At 40.1% G+C, this 25,120-nt stretch carries 14 protein-coding genes; 10 read left to right on the plus strand and 4 right to left on the minus strand.

The window, feature by feature from the left end; all coding sequences use genetic code 11:
* Positions 1–70 precede the first annotated feature (70 nt).
* Entirely contained in the window at positions 71–1,579 is a 1,509-nt protein-coding gene (locus Q4575_RS08370; RefSeq protein WP_303522307.1) for a tryptophan halogenase family protein, read from the minus strand.
* A gap of 123 nt (positions 1,580–1,702) precedes the next feature.
* Complete coding sequence (locus tag Q4575_RS08375) at positions 1,703–4,744, minus strand: TonB-dependent receptor (RefSeq protein WP_303522309.1); 3,042 nt, start codon at positions 4,742–4,744, stop codon at positions 1,703–1,705.
* A gap of 428 nt (positions 4,745–5,172) precedes the next feature.
* Between Q4575_RS08375 and Q4575_RS08380 the strand changes: the two genes are divergently transcribed.
* From Q4575_RS08380 to Q4575_RS08400, 5 genes are all read left to right on the plus strand, one after another.
* Complete coding sequence (locus tag Q4575_RS08380) at positions 5,173–8,175, plus strand: pullulanase-associated domain-containing protein (RefSeq protein WP_303522311.1); 3,003 nt, start codon at positions 5,173–5,175, stop codon at positions 8,173–8,175.
* 436 nt (positions 8,176–8,611) lie between these two features.
* Entirely contained in the window at positions 8,612–9,985 is a 1,374-nt protein-coding gene (locus tag Q4575_RS08385; RefSeq protein WP_303522312.1) for a VCBS repeat-containing protein, read from the plus strand.
* A gap of 704 nt (positions 9,986–10,689) precedes the next feature.
* Positions 10,690–11,769, plus strand: a complete 1,080-nt coding sequence (locus Q4575_RS08390; RefSeq protein WP_215965454.1) for a 3-deoxy-7-phosphoheptulonate synthase — start codon at positions 10,690–10,692, stop codon at positions 11,767–11,769.
* A gap of 10 nt (positions 11,770–11,779) precedes the next feature.
* Positions 11,780–12,895: a bifunctional chorismate mutase/prephenate dehydrogenase gene (gene tyrA, locus Q4575_RS08395; RefSeq protein WP_215965455.1), complete on the plus strand. Its 1,116-nt coding sequence runs from the start codon at positions 11,780–11,782 to the stop codon at positions 12,893–12,895.
* Positions 12,896–13,064: 169 nt separating this feature from the next.
* A complete protein-coding gene (locus Q4575_RS08400) occupies positions 13,065–13,907 on the plus strand; it encodes an HDOD domain-containing protein (RefSeq protein ID WP_215965456.1) in 843 nt (280 codons plus the stop codon).
* A gap of 128 nt (positions 13,908–14,035) precedes the next feature.
* Here Q4575_RS08400 and Q4575_RS08405 read toward each other — a convergent pair whose 3' ends face one another.
* Both Q4575_RS08405 and Q4575_RS08410 read right to left on the minus strand, forming a co-directional pair.
* The gene (locus Q4575_RS08405) at positions 14,036–16,486 is read right to left on the minus strand and encodes an EAL domain-containing protein (protein ID WP_303522315.1); all 2,451 of its coding nucleotides are present in this window, start codon (positions 16,484–16,486) and stop codon (positions 14,036–14,038) included.
* Positions 16,483–18,063, minus strand: a complete 1,581-nt coding sequence (locus Q4575_RS08410; protein WP_303522317.1) for a FecR domain-containing protein — start codon at positions 18,061–18,063, stop codon at positions 16,483–16,485. Before Q4575_RS08410 ends, Q4575_RS08405 begins: the two co-directional genes overlap by 4 nt.
* A 400-nt stretch (positions 18,064–18,463) precedes the next feature.
* Here Q4575_RS08410 and Q4575_RS08415 point away from each other — a divergent pair, with 400 nt between their 5' ends.
* The 5 genes from Q4575_RS08415 (at position 18,464) to Q4575_RS08435 (ending at position 25,089) form a co-directional block, all read left to right on the plus strand.
* The gene (locus Q4575_RS08415) at positions 18,464–18,991 is read left to right on the plus strand and encodes a GNAT family N-acetyltransferase (protein WP_303522319.1); all 528 of its coding nucleotides are present in this window, start codon (positions 18,464–18,466) and stop codon (positions 18,989–18,991) included.
* Positions 18,992–19,009: 18 nt separating this feature from the next.
* A complete protein-coding gene (locus Q4575_RS08420) occupies positions 19,010–19,660 on the plus strand; it encodes a methyltransferase domain-containing protein (RefSeq protein ID WP_303522321.1) in 651 nt (216 codons plus the stop codon).
* A 95-nt stretch (positions 19,661–19,755) separates the two neighbouring features.
* Complete coding sequence (locus tag Q4575_RS08425) at positions 19,756–20,439, plus strand: ATP-binding cassette domain-containing protein (RefSeq protein ID WP_303522323.1); 684 nt, start codon at positions 19,756–19,758, stop codon at positions 20,437–20,439.
* The gene (locus Q4575_RS08430; RefSeq protein WP_303522325.1) at positions 20,433–21,782 is read left to right on the plus strand and encodes an ABC transporter permease; all 1,350 of its coding nucleotides are present in this window, start codon (positions 20,433–20,435) and stop codon (positions 21,780–21,782) included. The genes Q4575_RS08425 and Q4575_RS08430 overlap by 7 nt, the downstream gene beginning before the upstream one ends.
* Positions 21,783–22,374: 592 nt before the next feature.
* A complete protein-coding gene (locus Q4575_RS08435) occupies positions 22,375–25,089 on the plus strand; it encodes a TonB-dependent receptor (RefSeq protein WP_303522327.1) in 2,715 nt (904 codons plus the stop codon).
* Positions 25,090–25,120 lie beyond the last annotated feature (31 nt).

Genomic DNA, 25,120 nt, shown 5'->3' on the forward strand with positions numbered 1-25,120 from the left:
TAATATAAAAGCTAATCAAAATTAACATAGGCGCTATCAACACAGGTGTAAAATAAGGCGAATACAATCGTTAATCAGCCGGAATATGACGCCAATGTTTGGCTAAATACATTTCATGGCTCAAACTGTTTGCCGCCGTTGCTTTAAGATTTTTTTCTATTCCGTCTAATGTTCTTGTCAAATCAAACTGAGTTTTTCCAGCCATAATCGGGGCAACAGCCTGTGGTAAAATACCTTGTCCTGTTAATACCGCTAGCCAGTTATCCTGCTTAAATAGTTCTTTGTCGTGGGCAACTAAATGCCCATGTTGCTTAAATAAGTCAATTTTACGTTGTAATGACGCTGGAATATCCATTTCTTGGCAACGTTGCCAGTATGGGCTGTCATTACGTTCTGTGGCTTTATAATGCAAAATAATAAAGTCTCGCAGGTGTTCATATTCTTTTTGCGTTTCTTGGTTAAATTCATCCTGCAATAAAGGTGAACATGAATTGTCTGGAAACAATCTAACAAGTCGCATAATAGCGCTTTGTATTAAATGCAGGCTGGTAGATTCAAGTGGCTCTAAAAATCCAGCTGAAAGCCCAATAGCGATACAGTTATGTTGCCAACTTTTTGTTCTTCGACCGGTTTTAAATTTGATAACATTTGGCTCAGTTAGGAGTGGGCCATCAATTGCTGAGGTCAGTGTGGTTAATGCTTCGTCATCACTCATGTAATCGCTGCTGTAGACATTTCCATTACCCATGCGAGTCTGTAGTGGAATTCGCCATTGCCAGCCTGCATGGTGAGCTATAGAGCGTGTATAGGGCGATATACTTGTCATATGAGCCGATTGAACTGCAATTGCACGGTCATTAAATAAATGTTCTCCCCAATCTTCAAATTCAACACCCAATGTATCACCAAGTAATATGGCGCGTTGGCCGCTGCAGTCGACAAAAAAATCGCCATCAACTTGTTGCTTAGTCGCCAAAGTAACCGATTCTATATGTTGGTTAACAGAGTTGCTGACGACATTAACCACTTTGCCTTCAATGCGATTAACCCCGAGTTTTTCTGCGAATGCTCTGAGAAACTTCGCGTATAGACCTGCGTCAAAATGATAAGCATAGTCAAAGTTATAACTTAATGATTTAGGGTCAGTGCTCGGTAACATAAATTTGTTGTTGCTAGCTAACTGCCACGCCATTGAAAACTCTTGCAGCTCACGTTTGTCGCCATTGAGTTTTGCCTGCAGCCAGAAGTAAGGGAACGGCATGTAGTCAAAGTCAGTAGCAAATGAACCAAACGGGTGCATATATTTGTGGTTTTGTGTCCGCCAGTTTTCAAACTCAATCGCTAATTTTATGCTGCCGTTACAAAATTTAATAAACTCGGATTCATCTATTCCTAAAAGAGCGTTAAATCGTTTGATTGGTGGAATGGTGGCTTCGCCAACACCGATAGTGCCAATTTCTTCAGATTCAATTAATGTGATGTTGACTGAGCTGTTCAGTTGTTTAGCTAACATCGCGGCTGTCATCCATCCCGCTGATCCACCGCCAACAATTACGACATTTTTTATAAGACTGTTCATAGTGTTTGTTTTTCGACTTTACCTGACAGAAGTAGATTAATTAACATAACGTAAATATCGTGTCCCGAAAATAAAAACTGCCGCAGAAGCGGCAGTTTATTAAGGACTTTTTTCTATTGTAGATTAAAACTTAGCGTTTAGACCTACGTAGAATTGACGACCGAAGTACTGCAACGTACCTGTAGCCGCTTGGCTACCAAAGTAAGAACGGTTAGGTTCGTCAGTTAAGTTATTAACTGAGAAAATACCTTGTAGTTCTTCTGTGAACTGCCATGACGCCTGGTAGTCGACAATAAGTTCTTCTGCGAAGAAGGCTTGTTGTTCATCACCGATAGCAATTTGGTTACCAACGTACTCTTCACGATAGCGCGCATTAATTCGGGTTGCGAATTTGTCGTCGTAATCGTAAAACAAGGCTGCTGTCCATACTCTTGGTGATAGGAATGGATATGGCGATTTAACATCGTCTTGCCCAGATACTGCCGCAAATTCAGATTCAACTTCAGATTCTGTGTAAGAGTAACTTGCACTGATACCTAAGCCTTCAAATGCACCTGGTAAGAAACTGAATGTTTGCGTATATGCAACTTCAATCCCGCGGAAATAACCGCCCTTACCGTTGTTTAGAAGAACATGGTAGTCACCAGATGGCACAGGTGTTTGCGATTCATCATTTGGATCTACAGCTGGCGGTGTAATGCCATTTGCTTCAAAGTCGTAATCACGTAACGTCGTTTTCTCTGGGAAGTTTTCGATGTCTTTGTAATAAAGTGCAACTACGATTGCGCCTTCAGTTTCCGAGAAATAATGCTCATAAGACAAATCATATTGATTTGCATAAAACGGGCGAACTTCTGGAGACGTATCACGATTTAAATCGGCTTCTTTTGCAACACCTTTTTCTTTGTCTTCACCAAACGACCATGCACCACTTACTGCCATGTTGTTCATGTCAGGACGTGACATTACACGTGCCGCTGCAAAGCGAAGTTGGTCGTTTTCCGTCAATTGAACATTTAAGTTCATTGATGGTAAAACGTCGGTGTAATCGATACCTAGAGTCGTGTGAAGATAAGTTGTTCTTGTCTCACCAAAGTCATCAGTAATAGGGTCGCCACCGCCAGCGACAACAGGATCTTCAACACCAGTCGCTGATTGTTCCGTATGAATTATACGAGCACCAATGTTACCTGTTAGCGGGAAGCCACCTATTTCAGTATCTAAGTTTGCTTGAAGATAAAACGATAAAGTTTCTTCTTCAACAAGGCTTTCTTGCCAGATTGTCCAATCGTAGGCCCAATCTTGACGAGCGGTCGTATCTTCACCTTGGCTTTTTAACCAGACATTTTCAATGTAAGTATTATCTACACCAATAAACGCTGGGAAGTTAGAAAACTCACCTTCAAGTTGCACAATTTCATAATCGCCATCTTGTAGCTGATAAGGCATACACGTTTCTTCAGGTTGTTGATTTTCATCGTAACCTAAAACGTATTGACCATTACGCAACAATTGACCGTAATTGGCAATGTCACAGTAGTTGTATGCTTGACGACGGTTGCTATAACTTCTGTCAGCATAGCGAACACCTGTTTCAATACCCGATAAATAATCATTATCAAGCGTATATTTAAAGTCTAAACGTACAGAGTTTGCTTCGTTTTTCTCTAAATGAGGGTACTTCTCAAGTGAACCAACCATCATGCGTGACGGATCGGTTAACGCACCTTGAACATCGTCATTAAACGAAATATCAGGTAATTCTAAGCCATTATAATCGACATTAACAACAATGTTGTCAGTAACAACAGGCATTGCTGCAGATGCATCTTCAGAAACCCATAAACGCATAACTTCGTCACGGTAGTCAGACTCACCGCTTGAATGGGCAATATCTAATGTCATTTCTAAGTCATCGGAGATTAAATAGTTAACATTAAAACCAAAAGACTTAACTTCACTGTTTGTCGTGTTGTCATCCGCTTGAGTTTGGAATGTTAATGTATTTGCATAACGTGGGTACGGAGGGTTGTTATCCGGATTGTCATCGACATCTCTATAATACGAACCACCAACTAGGTATTCATTATTGTCACCCGCAAATACTGGGTTCTGGAAGTAAATTGAATTACCATCTGCAATTGAACCAATACCATTAACACGGTAACCGCGGTCTATACCTTGTGAATCAAACTTAGAATAGAAGAAGTCACCTTTGATGGTAAGTTCATCAGTAGGTTGATAGGTCAGTGACCCCATAACACCTTGGCGAAGTTCTTCACCACCGCGAGCCATTAATTCAAAACCCTGTGGAATGATGTAATAACCTGATTCCATCACTTCGTTGCCATTTTCATCAAGTACGACGTTGCCGTCGGTATCGATGACAGGTTGTGACAAACCACCATCTTCTAAGCCATCAATTGGTAACTTAGCGAGTCGCGGTTGATAATTTACAAACTGTGTAGATATCTTTGGTTGTTGCAAACGCGCATAACCCAAAGAAACACCAACCGTTTCATCTAGGAACTTACCTTGATACGAGAAACTGATACGGTTACCTAGCGGATCTGCATCTGGATGTTCATCAGCAGAATCGTTGTAACTAAGTTTGGTTTGGATTGCGAAAGTGTGGTCTTCGTCATTTTCCAAAGCATTTGCCGTTTTAAGTTCGATAGAACCGGCAACACCACCTTCAACAAGTGACGCTTTTTGTGATTTGTATACTTGTACTTGGTTTATGAGTTCTGATGGGTATTGGTCAAATTGAACAGAACGACCACCTTCATCAGTAACGACTTCACGGCCATTTAAGGTAGAAAATACAAATCCACCTGACATACCGCGTATATTTAGTTCACTAGATTGACCACCAGAACGAACGGCAGTAACACCAGGTAATCGTGAAATCGCGTCGGCGATTGATACGTCTGGTAATGCACCCATGTCATCTGCGGAAACTGCTTCTACAACAGTATCTGAATAACGTTTGGTATTTAGTGATTCTATAAGACTGCGACGGAAACCACGTACTTCGATGACTTCTACGTCTTCTTCAGCTGCTTTTGGTTCGTCATCTTCAGCTGCGTACGTAGGCAAAGTTGCAAACGAGACACCGCCTAACATTAACGCAAGTGAAAGCGCGCTGGGCTTAAACTTTTTCATGTGTATTCCTCAAACAAGTTGTTGTTATTTTTGTTGAAGAGTGTGACTGCGTTTATTTCGGACTAAACTTTTCACATTTAAATAGCGTTTATACACTTTTTGATTATTTTTTCTGGCAACGTCGCTAAACATAATCAACAAATTAGTAATTAACAAGCTTGTTTGGCACGCATACGTATTCATGGGTATGCAAGTCCGTTCTATATATACAAAGGCCTAAGCGTCTATTATCTTTCATGGTGTTGAGTGTTTTGTAATCAGCGATTTCGGACAGGTAAAATAAATGTAATCTACCACTAGGCAACAACCAGTAGTAGAGCAGTATCGACAGGGTTACGTTTTACCAAAAACCTTAGAAGCCAATGCTTCTGGGGATAACATTTTAATAGCACCTAATGACTAAACACTAGTTAATGGAGTTATTTCCTATGAATTTTAAGTTAAAACCTTTGGCAGTTGCATTAATTGCAACGACAACAGTCTTAAGTGGCTGTAGTACAGAGGATGAAAAAATTGAAAAAAATGTTCTGACAACACCCGGGCAGGTAAATGCTGTCACTGGTGTAATTGAAACTGCAGCGTCTGGTTTGGTATGCCAATTACCAGATATCGTGCAATCAATAGATTCAGATTTTTATCCACTAACTCAAGATGAAAAAGACAGTTTACGTGCAATCGTCGATCCGGCAGGTACATGGTCAGATGCGGAAATTACTGCTTGGAATAGCAATGATTTGTCCGCAACTGGAACTGCGTATACTTACGATTACGGCGCTGCTGATCTTTACGCTGCTTTTGCGACTGCCGCTACCGGTCACACTAATCAATTTGGTTTGACTGAAGAAGAAGTTGCACGTCAGGTAATTGCAAAAGCGGAAGCTAAAGCGTTTAAAGTCGGTCAAAAACAAGATGTCATTTTTGGTGACAACTTTGATACTTGGTTTGACTCTTGGTTTGCACAAATTCCTTATTCTGACTATTTAGGTGCTTCACAGCGTCTTGATAGAGCTAAGCGTGGCTTAGAACTATCAATCAATAGTGCATTAGATAATCAAGAATTGTGTTACACACCGCCGACGGAATGTCCAAACTACAAAATTTTGGATGAATCAGGAACATACGACTGTATTACACCTGAAGCAAACCCTATTGCTGATGCGCCTGCACCTATTGATATGGCAGGGACGGGTCAAGCAGTAGTTTATTTCCGTAAAAATGGTGAGCAGGATTCAGCTAACTATGAAGGCATAACTATCCATACCTGGAACAATAGTAACTGTACTGCGTACGCCGAAGATGGCGACAATGCTAGTGTTACGAGCTGGGGCCAAGGTAAATCGCCAGCAGGCATTGATCCTAATTACGGTATGTTTTGGGTTTTAGATCTAGTTGATGGGCACGACAATTGCGGTAACTTTATTGTTTACCACAAAAGCAGTGGTGATAAATTCATTACTCAAAACGATGCAATGATCCCATTAGGTAATAGCGGCGACGTTGTATTCCACGACATAGACAAGCGGGTCTTCTTCCAAGAAGGTTTCCCAGCGAACTTTATCGACGGCGTTTTCTTAGCTAACCAACATCCGTTTTTTGGTGCCTCTGCTGGCAGTAAATCATGTGGTTGGGGAACAGCACTTGATGCATCAGGTGAAGCATGTTTAGGCCAAGAAATCTTAGATTGCCCTGCAGGTTCATACCCAGTCGGTGTTGGCCAAACAGATATCGCGTCTAAATGTATAGAAGAGTTTGACCCAACGGAAACCACTGTTTACCTACGTGGCGGCTTTAATGGTTGGGGTGACCCACTGGAAACTGCGCAATTTACGCACAAAGGTGACGGCCACTATGCTTATCATTTAACGTATACCGATCACCCAGAAGGTTCATCACTAAGTCATGTTGCAGGTAAACAGATAGAAGTGATGATTGAAGCTGGCGAAACGCTAACTTTACCTGACGGTGAAGTGTTGGCTGTTAATTCTATCCCTGCGGGTTCGGTATTGATGCTTGCTGATGGCACGTCAGTTACATTAGGTGACGGCACACATATGTTGAGTCTACCTGATGGTGTTGATGCACCGACGTCTGATACGCAGACTTATGCTTTAACAGAAGGTTCTAAGCTGACATTGGCGGCTAATGCTAACTTCGATGATTTTGCCTGTGTCACTCAATGTGAAACAAGCTACTTCTTCAAAGTTGCAGATGCAAATTGGTCAGAACCTACCACTTACGGTGGCGTAAAAGGTGGAGATACCCCAAGTGTTGGTGGAACAATCGCTTTAACCGCTGGTGAAGGTGTTGGTCAAGATATGTCGATTTCTTTGGAATCTGATTCATTCTACCTGTTTGAGTTTGATGCTGCTAAATCGTCAGAGGCAACTTTGACTATTAATAAAACACCAGTAGCTGCGTTTCCAATGTTAACAATTGATGCTAATGACCCAATTGAGCTTGCTTATACGAGTAATGGTCAATATGCCGCATCAAAAGTTGCATTAACCGCAGGAACTTATTCATTGGTTTTAGCCGACGCTGACAATGGCTTTGCTGTTGGTGGTAAGACAGGCGATGCTGATGTCACTATAGGTGAAGCTCTGACATTAGAAAATGATGGTAGCGCATTATCCTTAGTGGTGGCATCTGACGGTGAATTTGACGTTGTTTTAGACCTTTCAGATGTTGCTAATCCTACGTTGCTAGTACAACCAGGCGTGCCGTATGGAACTGAAAAAGTATACATTCGCGGAACGATGACAGGTTGGGGTGACCCTGCACCAGATGAAGACGAAGCTAAATATAACGAAGATACTCGTGAATATTCATTGGTTTATGGTCTTGAAGCTGGTGGCACACATGCATTTAAGTTTGCAAGTAAAGCATGGGGTGGCGCACTAGATTTAGGTCCTGGCGCATATGACTATTCTACAGCGGATGGCGCATTAGCAATCGGCGAGAATGGTAACTTTACTGTGTCACCGACTGAGTCTACAGCGTATGAGTTCTCAATTTCATTCGATGGTAAGACAAAAGGTGAGTTGAAAGTTGTTGAAGCGCCAATCTACATTCGTGGCGGTATTTACGGCTCAGGTGACTGGGGGGCAGACGAAACAATGCGTTTGAACTTCGAACCATCTGATGCAGGTAACGACGCAGAAGCGGGCCATGTTTACTCAAGTGTTGTAACTACAACTGGAACAGGCTTCTTTAAAATAGCCGACGAAGGTTGGGGTGGGTCATTTGGATTCAACTACGGTGCAAGTGCAGAGCAAGAAGCTGCAGGCACTAACGTAATTGAACTAGGTGTGCCATTTGATACAACGCATGGAAACGATTCTAAAAACATCAGTTTCCAACAACCTGCGGGTCAATATAGATTCTCGTTTGATGATGTAACTAAGCAGTTAACAGTTACAACAGTAGAATAAGTTTTGTAATGACTACAAAAACATAAAGAAAACCGGCTCCGGCCGGTTTTTTATTGCCTAATTTTTATTAACACATTGGATAGATTTAGATGACAAAGTGATTTTTATTGTTGCGCTTCTTCGCCCCCATATCCTGTTCGGATGACAAACCAAAAAATATCAACTTTGGTTATCAGGCTGGTTTGTATTAATCCGAGAATATTTGCCGGACTGTTGTTCTAGCTTATTTTTCAATGGACATATTTGTATACATAATTCTAATAACCCAAAATTACGATTGTTTTTAAGGTTTAGCTTTAACTAATAATGGTGCTATAACAAACACTTAGATACTAATTGAGTGAAAATAGCGCAACTAATAACTAAGCGTTTTTTACTAAAAACTAAAAACTAAAAACTAAAAACTAAAAACTAAAAAAATAAAAAGGAAAAATAGATGAAATTGGTCTACCAAATAGGAATATGGCTCGTCGTTGTCGCAGGTATGTCTGGTGCTCACGCTGAGAATTTAAACTTGAGTATCGTTGGCAAAGGTGAAGTTCTTATTAGTAGCCAAGAGGATTCTTGCACCGATGACTGTGTCCTTAATTACCCTAAAAACGCACTAATTACTCTGGAACATAATGCCAGTGAAAATTGGGAGTTTAGTCACTGGGACGACAATTTATGCATTCAAGATGAAATTGGTTATTTTAGCGGCACTGAAAATTTATTCCCAGTCACAGAACAGTCGTTGGGTGCCAAAAGTATAATAATCAATGATTTTAATAATGACGGTCAAAATGATGTCGTTACTAATTGGCTATTTAGCAAAAAGGTTGAAATCTTATACAACAACGGCAATGGCTTTGATACGCCTGTTTTGATCGGCAATCAATTTAACTATAACTCAGCATTAACCGCTGTTGATTGGGACAAGGATGGCAGCCTTGATATTGTTGTAACTGACTTTGGTGCTAAGACAATCACAATATTTGGTAATAAGGGCCTCGATGGTTTCGAGAAAATTGAAACCTTGGTATTCGAAGACATTTCGCCTTATGCAGTTGTAGTGCACGACATCAATAGTGACGGTGAATATGATCTACTAATTTCAAGTTTTGAAGCTGATTATTCGAGTGACCTTGGAAGATTAGAAGCTACGATTACTGATGCGCAATTAAGATGGTATATCAACCAAGATGACACTTTTGTTGCTGACAAGTTGATTTCTGAAGGTGAAGGAATAATTACATTAGATTCGGGTGACGTTGATGGCGACGGCGATTTGGATATTGCTGCAGCGTCTATTACAACCTACTCTAGTTTCATTTTTAAGAATAATGGCGACACATATGAAACGCAACTTGCAAGAAAGGGGTATGGTACTTATGGCGTTGCGCTTGGTTATGTTAATAGCGACAGTAAACTGGATTTGATCACAACTGACTACTGGAAAGGGGCGTTAATTTTAAACATTCAAATGGAAGACGGAACCTTTAGTGCAGATCAAAAAATTGGTGTACATTTCGATGGTGTGACTGCAACCGCAATTGGAGATTTAGACGGTGATGGGCTAAACGATATTGCAACGTCGGTTTTTAACGAGCAAGATTTTCGATGGTATAAAAACGAAGCGTTTGATATTTGTCATTTTTATCTAGCTCAAGATTATGACGTTACGGCGACCTTTACCTCAGATACGGAAACTGAAACCGAAACCGAAACCGAGGAAGATGACCAACCCGAAAAAGACTCAAAAAGTGGTGGGGTATTTTCTATTTACTTCTTAGTTGGATTGTTAGTTTCTCGAATTTATCTTAAACGATAACTCGGCCTAGCATGTATATACCGGTTTAGACCAAGTAAAGAGCCATTTGTTTTTAAGTTCCTAGAATTTAATTATGAATGGCGAATCATTCACAGCTGCCAAAGCCCAACATTCTATTGTTCGGCAGTTCAAAGCTTTATCTGTGGCAGGGAAAGAACTTAATTTTAGCCAGTATCATTATTCGTTTTAACAATATTTGACGAGCTTTTATACCAATCCTCTATAACACGTTGTTTTCAGTTAACGTTTTATTCACAAAACTTTCAATTTACAAAGCTTTCAATTCACAAAGCTTTCAATTCACAAAGCTTTCAATTCACAAAGCTTTCAATTCAAAATATAAGATTGATTAATTGGGTCGATAGTATTCTTTTTTGATCACAAATATTAATTTGTCTGCAAATACACCGAAGCCTACTGCTATGGGTATAAGGGCAACTGTTACCTTATTAGACAATGCAAAATCCACTTCTTTTATTCCAACCATATAAAACTTGGATAAATTCAACTAATTGCAAAAAAATACCTACGTTCGGGTTGACAGATGCTGGTCATTTTCTTATTGTGTAATTAATTCAATACACACTGTAATTTTAAGTTTACACACTGAGTTAAGTATAAAGGTGTTTGTCTTTGTTTGTCCCAAATTGGTGCATAGATGATGGCTGGGTTTTTTGCGTTTGGTGGATAGAGAGGAAAACAACATGCAACGAGATATTTTAAACAACGTAAATGTAACGTCTGAGCGCGTACTAGTAATGCCAAGTGTAATGAAGACAGCATTACCCCTGTCGCCGGCAAACGCAGAGTTTATTTCAAATTCACGTCTTACTATTTCAAATATCATTCATAAAAAAGATCCGCGTACTTTAGTGATCATGGGACCTTGCTCAATCCATGATATTGCAGCTGCAAAAGAATACGCGCTAAAACTTAAAGCATTACAAGAGACTTGTCTTGATACTCAATTTATTGTGATGCGTGTTTATTTTGAGAAACCACGCACAACAGTAGGTTGGAAAGGACTTATAAACGATCCGCACTTAGATGGAACATTCGACATTGAAACAGGCTTAAATAAAGCTCGTGAACTAATGTTGTGGTTGACCGACCAAGAGATCCCAGTTGCGACAGAAGCACTTGATCCTATTTCACCACAATATTTGTCTGACCTAGTATCTTGGTCTGCTATTGGTGCGCGTACAACTGAATCGCAAACACACAGAGAAATGGCGAGTGGTTTGTCTATGCCTGTTGGCTTTAAAAACGGTACAGACGGCAACGTAAATATCGCACTTAACGCAATTGGTGCAGCTGGTAGCGGTCATAACTTCCTTGGAATTAATGAACAGGGCCAAGTGACAATTATGCAAACGGTTGGTAATCCTGATGCACATTTGATTCTGCGTGGTGGTAAACAACCTAATTATCAACAAGAGCACGTTAAATCAGCGGCTGATTCATTGACCAAATCTGGTTACAATCCTGCAATTATAGTTGATTGTTCTCACGCAAATTCATATAAAGACTTTAACCGCCAAGGTGAAGTAGCAAGAGATGTGTTAGGCCAAATTGAACAAGGCGATGATTCAATTGTTGGGATCATGATTGAAAGCCATATCAACGCGGGTAACCAAAAACTGGATGCGGACTTATCTAAATTAAAATATGGCGTGTCTATCACCGACGGTTGTATTGACTGGCAAACGACGGAAGAGTTAGTGCTAGAATACCACCAGAGATTACTTGCGGTTGTAGCTAAAAAAGAAACGACACACGCCTAGGAGGCGCCTAGTGGCAATAGAAAATTTAAGAGAACAAATAGACCAACTCGATATTCAATTGGTTGAACTCTTAGCGAAACGGCAGCAGGTTACTGCTGCCGTTGGCGTATATAAAAGAGAAGTGGGGAAACCAATTTACGACCCAGTTCGTGAAGCCGAACTTATTTCGGAACGTCGAGATTTAGCTACTTCACTAAATGTTTCGCCCGATTTAGTCGAAGATCTTTTACGCCGAATTATGCGTGAGAGCTATCAAACTCAACATCATGCATACCGATGTGTTAACCCTGGCGCCAAAATTGTAATCGTCGGTGGCGCTGGCGTGTTAGGCCGCAGATTTGTCGAAATGTTTGAGCGCAGTGAATATCAGGTTTCAGTGATCGAACAACAAGATTGGGCCAATGCCGCTGAAATTGTCGAGGGCGCAAGCGCCGTTATTGTTGCAGTACCAATTAAATTAACACCTATGGTTATCAAGCAACTACCACCATTACCTCAAGACTGCATATTGGCTGATTTAACTTCATTAAAAGCAGAGCCTTTGGCTGCAATGTTAAACGCCCATGCGGGACCCGTTGTTGGTTTGCACCCAATGTTTGGCCCTGACGTACCTAACTTTGTAAAACAAGTTGTCGTTGTGTGTGAAGGACGTGAGTCAGATAAATACGACTGGTTGTTACGTCAAATTTCAATTTGGGGTGTTGTACTGCAACACGATGACGCAGCTGAACATGATAAAAGCATGCAGCTTATTCAAGCTATGCGCCACTTCACAACTTATGTGTATGGACGCTTTTTATCTGAACAAGGTGCCGACCTCAATAAGTTATTAAGATTAAGTTCACCAATATACCGACTTGAATTGGCGATGACGGGAAGGTTGTTTGCGCAAAACGCTGAGCTCTATGCTGATATCATTTATGGTGCCAGTTCAGCCATTGAACTAGCCGATACCTTTAGCCGTGAACTCGATCAGGCTGTTGATGACTTGAAACGTGACGATAAAGAAGCGTTTAAACAACGTTTTGGTGAGGTTGCAAATTGGTTTGGTGAAAAGTCAAAAGAGTTCTTACAGGATAGCCGTGCTATGTTACAAACGGCTCAAGATTCTCGTGATTTATCATAAAGTAGGGTAAATAATAGGCAATCTATTGATTTTATTATTTTGTCTCAATTTACTTTGCTTTTTTATCATAAAACAAGTTGTGAAATCATTGATTTAGATTAACATTAAAAACAGACACAGCTTATGTGATTTACCGTTAATCACCTCATGTGCAATTAAAGGAAACTATATGTCTACTGAGAATGCCTTATTAACAATTTTGGTTGAAAAGATACAAAGCGATTCTTTGGTTTTACCAACGCTACCTGAAATCGCAATTAAAATACGCGAAGCCGCGGATGACCCTGATGTAAATTTGTTAGCGATGGCAGATGTTATTGCTTTTGATCCAGCACTTTCTGCGCGTATGGTTAAAGTTGCTAACAGTGCTTTTATGGGACGTTCAGTTAAGGTTGAAACACTTAACCAAGCTGTTACTCGTATTGGTCTGCGTCAAATAAAAAATATAGCTACAGCAATTGCAATGGAACAACTGTTTGTTTCAAGAAATGAATTGGTTAAAGATTACATGACCAAAACATGGCAAAAAACAGTAAATGTTGCATGCGTATCAATGGCCGTTATGCAATGCTGGTTAAAAGAGAACAAGCACTCTTCGATCAATATTGACACATTAACTTTGGTTGCTCTTGTCCACACGATTGGCGTATTACCAATTTTAACTGAAGCAGAACGTCACGAAGAAGTGTTCGCTAACCCTAGTTTCTTAGAAGCGGCAATTAAACGTATGGCTGGTAAACTTGGGGGCGCAATTATGCGCTCTTGGGAATTTACTGGTGAGTTTATTGAAGTTGCTGAAAACTGGAATGACCTAACGTATCAAACTGAGAAAGTAAGTTACTTAGATTTTGTTCGTGTTGGCGCTATCTATAACAAGATTTTAGGTAAAAATGCTGATACCAACGAAATGTTAAAACCTTATGTTGAAAAAGGCGTTATTCCAGACCTGAAGTTTTTCAATAGCGAAGAATTCACTAAAAACTTAAGTGATGTTAAATCTGTATTTTCTTAAGTAAATGATTGTCGTATAAAAGCGATAACCAAAAAAACCGACGTCATGTCGGTTTTTTATTTTTTAACGCTGCAACACTGCATTACTTCAAGTACTACAACTTGTCATGGACGTATAGGTGTCACGAGTTAATCGTTCTCAACTGTTTGGGTTTTACTTGCCAGCAAGTCTTCTAGTTGGTCGACAGGGACAGGTTTACCAAAGTAAAATCCCTGGAGTTCATCAACCTTATTTTCACTCAGAAACGATTGTTGCTCAGGAGTTTCAATACCCTCTGCAATGACCTTCATATTTAGGCTATTGGCCATAGCAATAATGGCTAAGGTAATTTCTTGGTTGTTCTGTCCATCGTGAATACCACTAACAAAAGAACGGTCGATCTTAATTCGGTCCATCGGGAAGTGTTTGAGATAGCTTAATGAAGAGTAGCCCGTACCAAAGTCATCAATTGATAAACTAATACCTATTTTTTTGAGCTGGTTTAAGGTGGTGACAGCGGCATTAATATCGTCAACAACACAACTTTCAGTTAACTCTAATTCCAAAAATTCTGGAGCTAATCCCGAAGATGAAAGTGCGGCCTCAACTTCTTCAATAAGGCGTGAATGAGCAAACTGAATGGAAGACAAGTTGACTGCAATTCTAAATGTTGGATTGCCGTTATTTTGGATTTTTTTCGCCCGTTTACATGCTTTACATAATATCCAGTTACCGATGTCGATAATAAGCCCTGTGCTCTCCGCAATTGGAATAAATACGTCTGGACTAATCATGCCAAGCTCTGGGTGATGCCAGCGTGCTAGAGCTTCTGCGCCAACAATTTTGCTTGTGCTCGCATCAACTTGTGGTTGATAGAAAATATCAATTTCCCCCTCGTCTAGCGCTTTGGCCAAATCGGATTCAAGTTTTGCCCGTTCTTTTAATTTAAGCTTAATATCATGGGAATAAACACACATATTAGATTCATTTTTTTCCAATGCTCTGTGCAAGGCTGATTCTGTCGCATCAAGTAATGACAGCCTATGGGTGGCATCTGATGGAAAACTTGCGACGCCAATACAAACTGGCAGTTTAAACAGTTGATCACGGATCAGAAACGGTTTTGAAAAGGCAGTTAATATCGAATTACCTATATCTTCGATTTCGTTTTTGTTGCCAGTAACTGGGATGCAAATTGAAAATTCAGCACCGTGGTAGCGTGCCATTGCTACGGCATTAGGAAATAGTGTTTGGAGTTGCTCTTTGGCGGTAAGTAACAGCTCATCACCGGCTTCAGTTCCAAGTAAATCATTGATCCCTTTAAATTTACCAAACTTAATTGTAAACAAATGGAACGCCGGTTCATCTACTGACTTTGTTAATTTTTTAAGTTTATTATTGAGTCCGAGTTCATTAGCGAGCGAGGTGACTCGGTCATGGACTAAATTGTGATTTAAGGTCGAAACTTCACTAAATAGTTGATCGGATTTGACTAAAATAAACAGAGCATAAATGAGGCATTGCGATGCAATTAATACGATGGGAGAAAACCAATAAGCTATTAAGTTATATAACAAAATCGTGGCAAGAGTGTCGATAACGATAAACGCCATCAATACTGGCAACATTCGATTAAGCTTAACTTTAAAAAAGACAAAAAATACTAAGAGGGCGTTAATCCCATAAATTATGTTTAACAGCAATTTTGGTAATGGTATTACTTCGGTTTTATTTAGAATGTCATTAACAAGGTGCGCGTTAATAAATACCCCAGGTGTGGTGCTATGAGATGGCGAAGTGGGCGTAATAAAGCGATCACCCATTGCCGAAGCCGTCATCCCAATTAGAATCACTTTATCATTCAGCTTAGTTAGATCAACGGTGCCATTTAACACATCAACATAAGAGTAACTATCAATTCCACCTTTGACTTGTTGATATGAAAGGAGTCTTGGGTTTTTCCTAACCCAACCATTTCCAAGTGCCACATCTGAGTCAATTGCATTTACGGTTTCGTCGTGTAAAGAGGCTAGTGCTAATCCAAAACTTGGCCATTTTGTTTCTTTATAGCCCGCATTTAAAAATACTTTTCTTATGGTACCGTCGCTGTCTAATTCAAAATCGACATGGCCTAAAATCGCTGCATTTTTAGCTAAAAGGGGCGTTGGCAATAATTCATATTCTGCGGTAGCAAATGGAGTTGAGCCCGAAGGTGCTACAGCAAGAACCACATTGTTTGATTTTTTTAGCTGCGCTGAAAACAACTCATCGTCTTGCGGATAACGACTGGCACCTGAAAAAATCACGTCAAAACCAATAGCTTTGGTATTGCTCGACGCCAAGATACTTAATAGATCAGCGTGGGTATCACGCCCCCATGGCCATTGTCCTATTTGGTTGATACTTTTATCGTCGATGGTAATAACAGCGACGTGATTGTTATTTTGTTTTATCTGAGTATTTAATACTAGATCATAAATAAGTTGTTCTACCGTTGTTTTTGCGGGGCTAAATAACAGTACTAACCCAAGTCCCAAAATGATCAAATGAAGTTGATAATCACGCCATTGCGTATGTCGAATTGGTGGAGAATCGATCAATTAGTAAGCTCCAGGTTGGCAATGTCGCATTTTGCAAATTGCTTAGTGACATTAACTAAACAGGTTCCAGACCAGTCACCTTCGTATCCGCCTTTAGTTTGTATTAAGCGGCCCCGGACATAGAATTTAGTTGTTGATTGGGGTTTAAAAACATACTCGGCTTCAGTGGTTATTACCTTGTTAAATTGTTTAAAATCACTTTCAGAGCTAGTTTGAATTTCAAGGCCGAGTCCTTTTTTCAGTGCTTTCCAGCGCCCCGTAACTTGCTCATCTTTAACCGAAATAAACAAGTTTGGCGACAATAATACCGGACGAATGTTCAACTCGGCAGCCATAGAGAAGGGGCCACGTTTTAGAATGCTATTCGCGGAGCTTGTTGCGACTCGCCAATAATAGTTGCCTACGTTTAAATCATCAGAAATAGCCAGCTTGTTCTCAGATGTACTTTTATCCAAGATGATATTGTTAAAATGTCGATCTGATGCAATTTGAACTCGGTAGCTATTTGAGCTATTTGAAGTCCAATCCAATCGAGAGCCGGAGAAACGATAAACCGAAATATTTTGCAACTGCATTGGAGGAGTTGGTGTTGTATTTACTATGGTTGATTTTTGAATATTAAAGCCAATTAAGCCACTTTTAGACACTGGCGCGACTCGAACAAAATATGTACCTTCGTCTAGCGTTGGTAAAACATAACTTGTTGTGGTCACATTATTAGCATAGACAACATTAGAAAAAAGCACATCAGTTGCTATTGAAAATTGGTAGTGACTCGCTTCGTTAACGGCAGGCCAACTTACTTCAACGTTTTGTTTAACTGTTTCGGGGGCTAATGCCATCGATGTCGGCGCGGCTAAAAGCGATTCAGGCTCTGACATATTGCCTGTTCCAGCGACGACGACACCAAACCCTTTAGGGATGTCGACATCTTTGCCACCTGACGCTACCGCAACTTTCCCTTCTAATACTTCAATAGAAGAAAGAGTAATGTCATTTTTGGTAACCGATGACGTTCTAAATACAGTACCTCTCACAGAGGTAATCGCTGAAGCGGTAGTAATGTCGAGGCGCGATCCTGCTCCTTTCGCTTTTTCGGCTCTAATTTCCAGTTTTCCGTCTTTGAGTCGAACACTAGTGTCAACCATTCCGGTTTCACCATAATGTTGGAGCTGGTCAAAACCAACCGTAGCCGGACCATAAATGGTCATTTCCGTATTGTCGGCAAACCGAATTGTTGCTGTAGAATGCGCGAGGACTTCTAACTCGTCACCAAGGGTAAAGACATCGAGTGCTTTAGCTGGTGAAGTTTGTGACTTTTGGACTTTCAAGGCTTTACCGTTTAATGAGATTAATTGCACATCTGCGGCAAAAATTTTGACCCATTCAAGCGGGATCCTAATGCGCGTACCAGGGGCTAGTTTTTTAGGATAAAGCACATTATTAATTGATTGAACTTGTTTGAAATAAGAAGGGCTTTTAAGATATTTTTTACTTATGTCCCACAGATTATCGCCGTTGGTAACATAGTAAACCCACTCTTTCGCGAAGGCATTTGAGTGAAATAGTATAGTCAATAATATAAAAATCCGAATTCGTAACATACACACTTCTTAGCTTATTTGCTTATACAACTCGGGCCTCTAACATCGTCCCAATCCTAGACTAGATAAATTATTTGATTAACTCAAGTTAATCGTTCCTTAATTAGGCTGATTTTACCATTACAATTAATGGGGTGTAAGTCAAATTTAACATTCAATGTATTTTTACATTTAATTAGGTAAATCTTGATGTAAATGAGTAATTTAATTTTGTCGTCCAAATAGGCCATTGTGGGTTATGAGATGGTTTTTGTTGAAAACCGCCAGTGAATTGGGTAAACATAATCACATTAAGTAAATGTATTTAAAGTTGAAAATACAAAATCTAATTTTTGGTAACTCATTAGAAATAGTGAATTAATAGGGCATAACATTGAAAATTGACATCAATGCAGATATTTCGCTGTTGTCTTTGACTTTAGACGACGCACAAACCATTTCTATTTTGGTTAATCAGAACCGTGATGATCTAGAGCGTTTCTTCCCCTGGGCTAAAAACTTGCACACTAGAGAAGAAGCCGAAGCATATATTTCAGATCGTATATTTGACGAGGTAAATAAAGGGAAGTGGTTTGTTATTAAATTCAGAGGTGTTAAGTCCGGTATATTTGGTATCAAATCTATTGATAAAGTTAATTTAACAGCTGAATTGGGTTATTGGCTGTGTGCCGAAGCTCGTGGTCGTGGTGTAACCAATATCATCATTAAAAGCTTAAGTGGTTTTTTAGCTCGTTCACATTTAATTGAAACCATTGTATTTCGTTGTTTAGAAAAAAATAGCGCGGGCATCCGAGTGATTGAAAAAGCTGGGGGCGAATTGGTTGACGCAATTGAAAACGATATGGATATCGAGGACAAGTTGCAAAAGATTAATATTTACCATTTAAAAATTGCTGAGTAAGTTTGGAATTACATTAACGTGACAATTAACGTGACAAGAAATGAATTGGCCGACTACTGGGATAACATTTTTGATAACCAAGATCGTCATAAGTTAGAGTGGTTTGAACCTGATGTTAGCCAAACCATTGAGTTTTTAGGAAATGCCTTACCGGCAGAAGGTAGCCTAGTTTTTATTGCCGGAGCAGGGACGTCAAAACTAGTTGAATACCTCCATCATCGCAATTTCCAAATGGTTTTGAATGATATTAGTAAGACCGCACTTAAAGAAACTAAAAGTAGGGTAGGTGGCCGCAATCTCCACGTTTACTTAAACAGCGATATCTCAAAACCATTTTTTAGTCATAAAAATCACCTCGAAATACCCAACTCTGTCGAATTGTGGATTGACCGGGCAACATTGCACTTTTTGATTAATCAAAAGCAAATTGACCAATACTTTGTCAATTTAAGGCAGGTATTAAAGGTTGGTGGTTATGTGATGTTAGCTCAGTTTGTCATTGGCGGAGTTTCACAATGTACTGGCTTGCCAATTAAACAATGGACGATAGATGATTTTCAGCTAAATCTTGGTAGCGAATTTCGACTTCATGCGTCTCGGTATCATGATTTTATAGCGCCTAACGGTGAAACTAAACCTTACGTTTATGCACTATTTAAAAGGGTATAATCGCAAGTCAAAATTAGGAATACCGATCGTAAGTCGATATTATGAGTACAATTACTTTGGACTATACAAGCAAAGCAAGTGCGTCTTAGGAAAATATGACTGAACCAATTGTTAACATTACAGGATTAGAATTTAACTTTGACGACAAGTCTAAAACTCGATTATGCGTGCCAAAGATGAGCATTGAAGCAGCCCAAACGGTATTTTTACAGGGTGATTCGGGATCAGGAAAATCGACATTATTGCATCTGATCTGCGGTTTATGGCGAGCTCAAAAAGGTTCTTTACGTGTTCTCGGACAAGAGTTAACCACGATGTCGGGAAGTGAGCGGGACTTATTCCGCGCTCAGAATATTAGTGTCATTTTTCAAAAGCTCAATCTGATCCCTTATTTAAGCGCGGTTGAAAATATTCAACTTGCCTGTCAATTTGCCAAGCAATCAATAAGTGTCAGTGATATTCATACACTTTTAGAAAAATTGAATTTACCGCGTTCAGTTTTTCAATTATCGGCAAACCAATTAAGTCTTGGTCAACAACAGCGCATAGCTATAGCGCGAGCGTTGGCAAATAAGCCTAAACTGATCATCGCAGATGAACCTACCTCAGCGTTAGACCAAGATAACGCCGACGACTTTATAAAATTGCTGTTTGATGTTGCAGGGCAAACCAATACCGGCATATTGTTTGTTAGTCATGATACTCGGTGGGCTACTCAGTTTGACGAACATCTTCATATGCGCGAACTTGCCGTTTTAGAGAGGCAATTAGCATGTTAACTACTTTAGCCTATAAGAGCTTAAAAAGCCGAAAATTGACGGCCATTATGACCGTAATTGCGGTGGCGATCAGCATTTATGTCTTTGTCTCTGTGGCGCTTCTTAAGCAACAAACACGGGTAAATTTTACCCGAGCAGTGTCAGGTGTTGATTTAATTGTAGGCCCTAAAACCGGGTCGTTAAACTTATTACTGGCAAGCATTTACCGAATTGGCAATGTTAATTCGAGCATGAATTATAACACTCAAGAGTGGTTAGAGCGTCAAAGTCAAGTGGACTGGGTATTACCAATAGCGATGGGCGATTCCCATCGAGGATTTCGAGTTATTGCTACGAGCGAAGAATATTTTACTAAGTTTAAATACGGGCATAAACAATCTCTTTATTTTGCCAAAGGAAAATCTTGGCAACGTGCATCTGAAGTTGTGATTGGTTCAGACATTGCCAAAAAGCTAGGTTATACATTGGCAGATGACATCGTATTGTCCCACGGCGTTGGGGTCACTAGCTTTATGCATCACGATGGTTATCCGTTTAAGGTTGTTGGCATATTAGCTAAGACAGGGACGGCAATCGACCAAACGTTACATGTCAGTTTTGATGGATTGGCGTTTGCTCACGGTGAACAATCTCATGGTATTCAACCAAAAAAACCTGAATCCGCGATTAAGAGTCAAAGTCTAGAACATGAAACTCACTTACAAACTCAACATCAGCACGACGATCATGCCAATGAAAAAGGCGATCTTAGTAACAGGAACGGATCAGGCGAAGTTGCCAATCAGATAGGTCACTCAAGTTATCAATCTTCTGCTTTTTTAGTCGGGGTTAAAGCCAAATATGCAACTTTGATGCTGCAACAAAAGATCAATAAATATGCGGGCGAACCTATTATGGCGATAATTCCTGGGGTCGCGTTAACCGAGCTATGGCAACTCATAGGGCAATTGGAAACACTACTATCTGTGATTGCTTCCCTTGTTTTATTGGCTGCGCTATTTGGGTTAGCCACTATGTTGCTAGCAACGATGAAAGAACGAAAGCAAGAGTTGGCGATTTTTAGAAGCTTAGGCGCAAGCCCCAAACACATATTTGCGTTAGTACAACTCGAAGTCATGATACTTACGTTCTTGGCCTTGGTGATTGCAACAGTGTTATTTGCAGTCAGTTTGGGTCTTAGTGGCGATTGGTTGGCTCAACGATACGGACTTTATTTACAGTTCTCCGACGTTTTATATGACCTTGGCCAAACCAGCCTTATCGTTTTTATAAGTGCTTTTGTTGTTGGCTGTATACCATCGTATTTTGCATTTCGAGAATCAAAGTCGGTGTCTATTTCCTGATGGCATTGGCTGTACCTCACATTTAGTTTATTTATTCAGCACTAAATGCTGATGACATAATTTGGCATTTCGCCCCATCCGTTTAATTTATACTCAAGCGGATTTTAGTTGTGTTCTTAAGGGATAATCATGGTGCGAGCTTGTGTTTCTGCCTAAAACTTCACTTTGAAGAATGCAAATTGTTAAACACTTCCATTCCCGATATTCCATGTCAGATTTATCTTCCTAATATTGACAATTTGGTCAGAAAATTACCGAATAATTTACATATTTGTCGATGACATACTCTGATTTTGATCAAATCTTCTGCTGATTGAAAACCTCACTTTAGTGTTGTCTGTAAATTTTTATTTGATTTTAGGTAACCGCTTGCCTTAAAAATAAGCAATAAAAACAATCATTTGTAATTTTATGTTGATCTTTGTTTAAAATAATAGTGGTAAACGTTTACCTTGGTTGTTATAAATACGCCATACATCGATGGGAAGTTGCTTTTTTTTGAACCTGAAAATTTAAAAACGAGCAAATAAAAAGCGTCACTTGCGTAAGACAAAAATTAAATCAGAATAAGAATTAACAACGGGGAAATATCATGAACAATTTGTTCAAATCCACTTTGGTCGCACTTGCTGTTACGCAAGGGATCAGTGCTCACACAGTATTTGCAGCGGAGAAAGCAGAGTCAACCGGTAATGACATAGAAGTCATTGAAATTAAAGGGTTTAGCGGATCACTCGGGAAAGCGTTAAGAGAAAAGCGTTATTCAGAAACCGTGGTCGAAATCATTTCCGCCGATGATTTAGGCGTTTTGCCAGATGTTAGTATTACAGACTCTCTTGTTAGATTACCGGGCATTGCAGCCTCTCGAGATCGTGGAAACGCGAGTCGAATCTCCATTCGCGGAATGGGGCCACGATTAAACATAGCAACGATGAATAACCGTGAAATAGTGTCGTCTGAACCAAGTCGCGACGTACGATTTGAGCAATTTCCTGCTGAATTAATTGATTCAGTTGAAGTATATAAAAGCCCAATGGCTAATCTAGCAGAAGGTGGAATTTCAGGCTTAGTTAACATGAACTTCGTTAGCCCGTTGTCTAAAGATAAACGTACCGTTGCGATTAGCGGCAACGTAATGAAAAACAGCCTAGGTGACGACTTACCAGGGGAAAATGGAACAGGGGTTAAAGGGAATATCAGTTATGTAGACCAATGGACAGAAACATTTGGTGTTGCAATTGGATTAACGTATCAAGATCAACCATCAATGGAACGCGGTGTAGAGTCATGGAATTACAATAATGGCGGTAACCGTGGCGACATTAATGGCAACGGTATTTCAGAACATGCGCCCTGGGGCGTAATGGCTAAGAGTAAACGCGGTAGTAATGAACGTACTGGGGGATTATTAATTGCAGAATGGCGTCCTTCGGACAGCCTTACCATTAAAGGCGATATGTTCTACTCAAAATTTGATATTGAAGAACGTGATGACCAAATGGGACCGGGTGATTTAGGCAACTGGTGGGATTCTTCTGCACCGGAGGGAGGTTGGGCCGCCGATGCATATCGCAATGGTTCGTATAAAATAATTCCACATGCTGACGGCACAGAACAGTTAGTCGCGGGGAGTCAATGGGGCGGAATCGATGTATCTGTTCCTACTTGGTTCCAACAAAACGAAATGCTAAGCACAGGTTTGAAGGTCACCCATATTGGCGATATTTGGACAATAAAAGCCGACATTGGTTACTCTGAAGCGAGCATCAATTCAGTTTGGGTCGATATTGATCCTGTATATGTAGGTGACGCTTATGAACTTGGATTTAACGTTGAAGATACCAATGCAGCAGAGATATTGGTGCTAAATGGAGACATTAGTAACCCGGACAGTTATGCGCTCGGCGCGGTAGCGGATGTATGGTCAGAAACATCACCAGGTGTGTGGGAAATTACCAGTCAAGAATTTACCCCCGCGGCAATGAATGGCGAAGGTGACAAAGAGCTCACCGATGAAATGCACAACATCAATTTAGACTTTGTGCGCGATGTTGAGTGGGGCATAGTTGAAACGTTTAGCTTTGGTGGCCGTTTCACCGACAGAACAAAAATCAATGATCAAATCCATGACTGGGAACGTCTAGCAAAACAAGACCATGGACTAACCGATTTCGGCACAAGTTATGATATTGGAGGCGGTTTTAATGTTCCTGCAATTTATACCTTTGCTGACTGGACAAACGTTGCAAATGTTGCATTTGGGGGTTATACCAATCCTGGCGATAGAAGTAACAAAGATCAATTGGCCTCCTGGGAATTGAATGAGACGAACACGGCTGCTTATGTGATGGTCACAATGTCTGGCGAGTTAGGTGATATTCCCTTCTCAGGAAATGTTGGATTACGTTACGCCAAAACAGAAGTTACATCTACCGGGCATGAACAAACCAACTGGGGTGACATCAACCCGATTTCAGTTGACCACGATTATTCTGAATTTTTACCATCGTTAAATATGTTGTTTAACATTACGGACGACTCTCAAATTCGCTTTGGTATGGCTCGCACAATGGCGCGTCCACCATTGTTAGAAATGAGAACCGGTTTTTCCTTAGACAATACGTCATTACCACCTACCGCCAATGGCGGGAATCCAACATTAGACCCGTATATTGCAAATCAAGTTGACCTAGGTTACGAATATTTTTGGGGGGACAATTCCGCCGCAACCATTAACTTTTTCATAAAAGATTTAGAGTCGCATATTGGTTTGTCAGAAGGTACTGTGAATTTAGATGGTGAGACTTACCAGTATACGGGAACAGTCAATGGTGATGGAGGGACTATCAAGGGAATCGAAGTGTTATATCAACAAAAACTTGATATGTTACCAGCACCATTTAACGGCTTAGGTATATTCGCCAACTACTCATATACAGACAGTGAAGTCATGGAATTTAAACCGACTAATAATCCTTATAATTTAGGCGGTTTGTCTAAAAACATAGCGAGTGTAACGTTATGGTATGAAAAAGATAATTTTGACGCACGTATTTCATATAACTATCGAAGTGAATTTACCGGCATTAACAGTTGGTTGCCATCGCAAGTTAATTTAAATGCGGCTGAAACGACCATTGATGCAAGTATTGGATATCAAGTTTTAGATAATCTGAAACTGACATTACAAGCTCAAAATTTAACAAATGAAGCGTCGGAAAACTACTGGGACAACGACTACTCAAAACCTGCAAATAACGTAGAGTGGGGGCGTCGTATTCTATTTGGATTCCAACTTACACTTTAGCTGAAAACACGGGCGCGGAAATGCCGCGCCT

Source organism: Psychrosphaera sp. 1_MG-2023, from assembly GCF_030548245.1.
Lineage (GTDB): Bacteria > Pseudomonadota > Gammaproteobacteria > Enterobacterales > Alteromonadaceae > Psychrosphaera > Psychrosphaera algicola.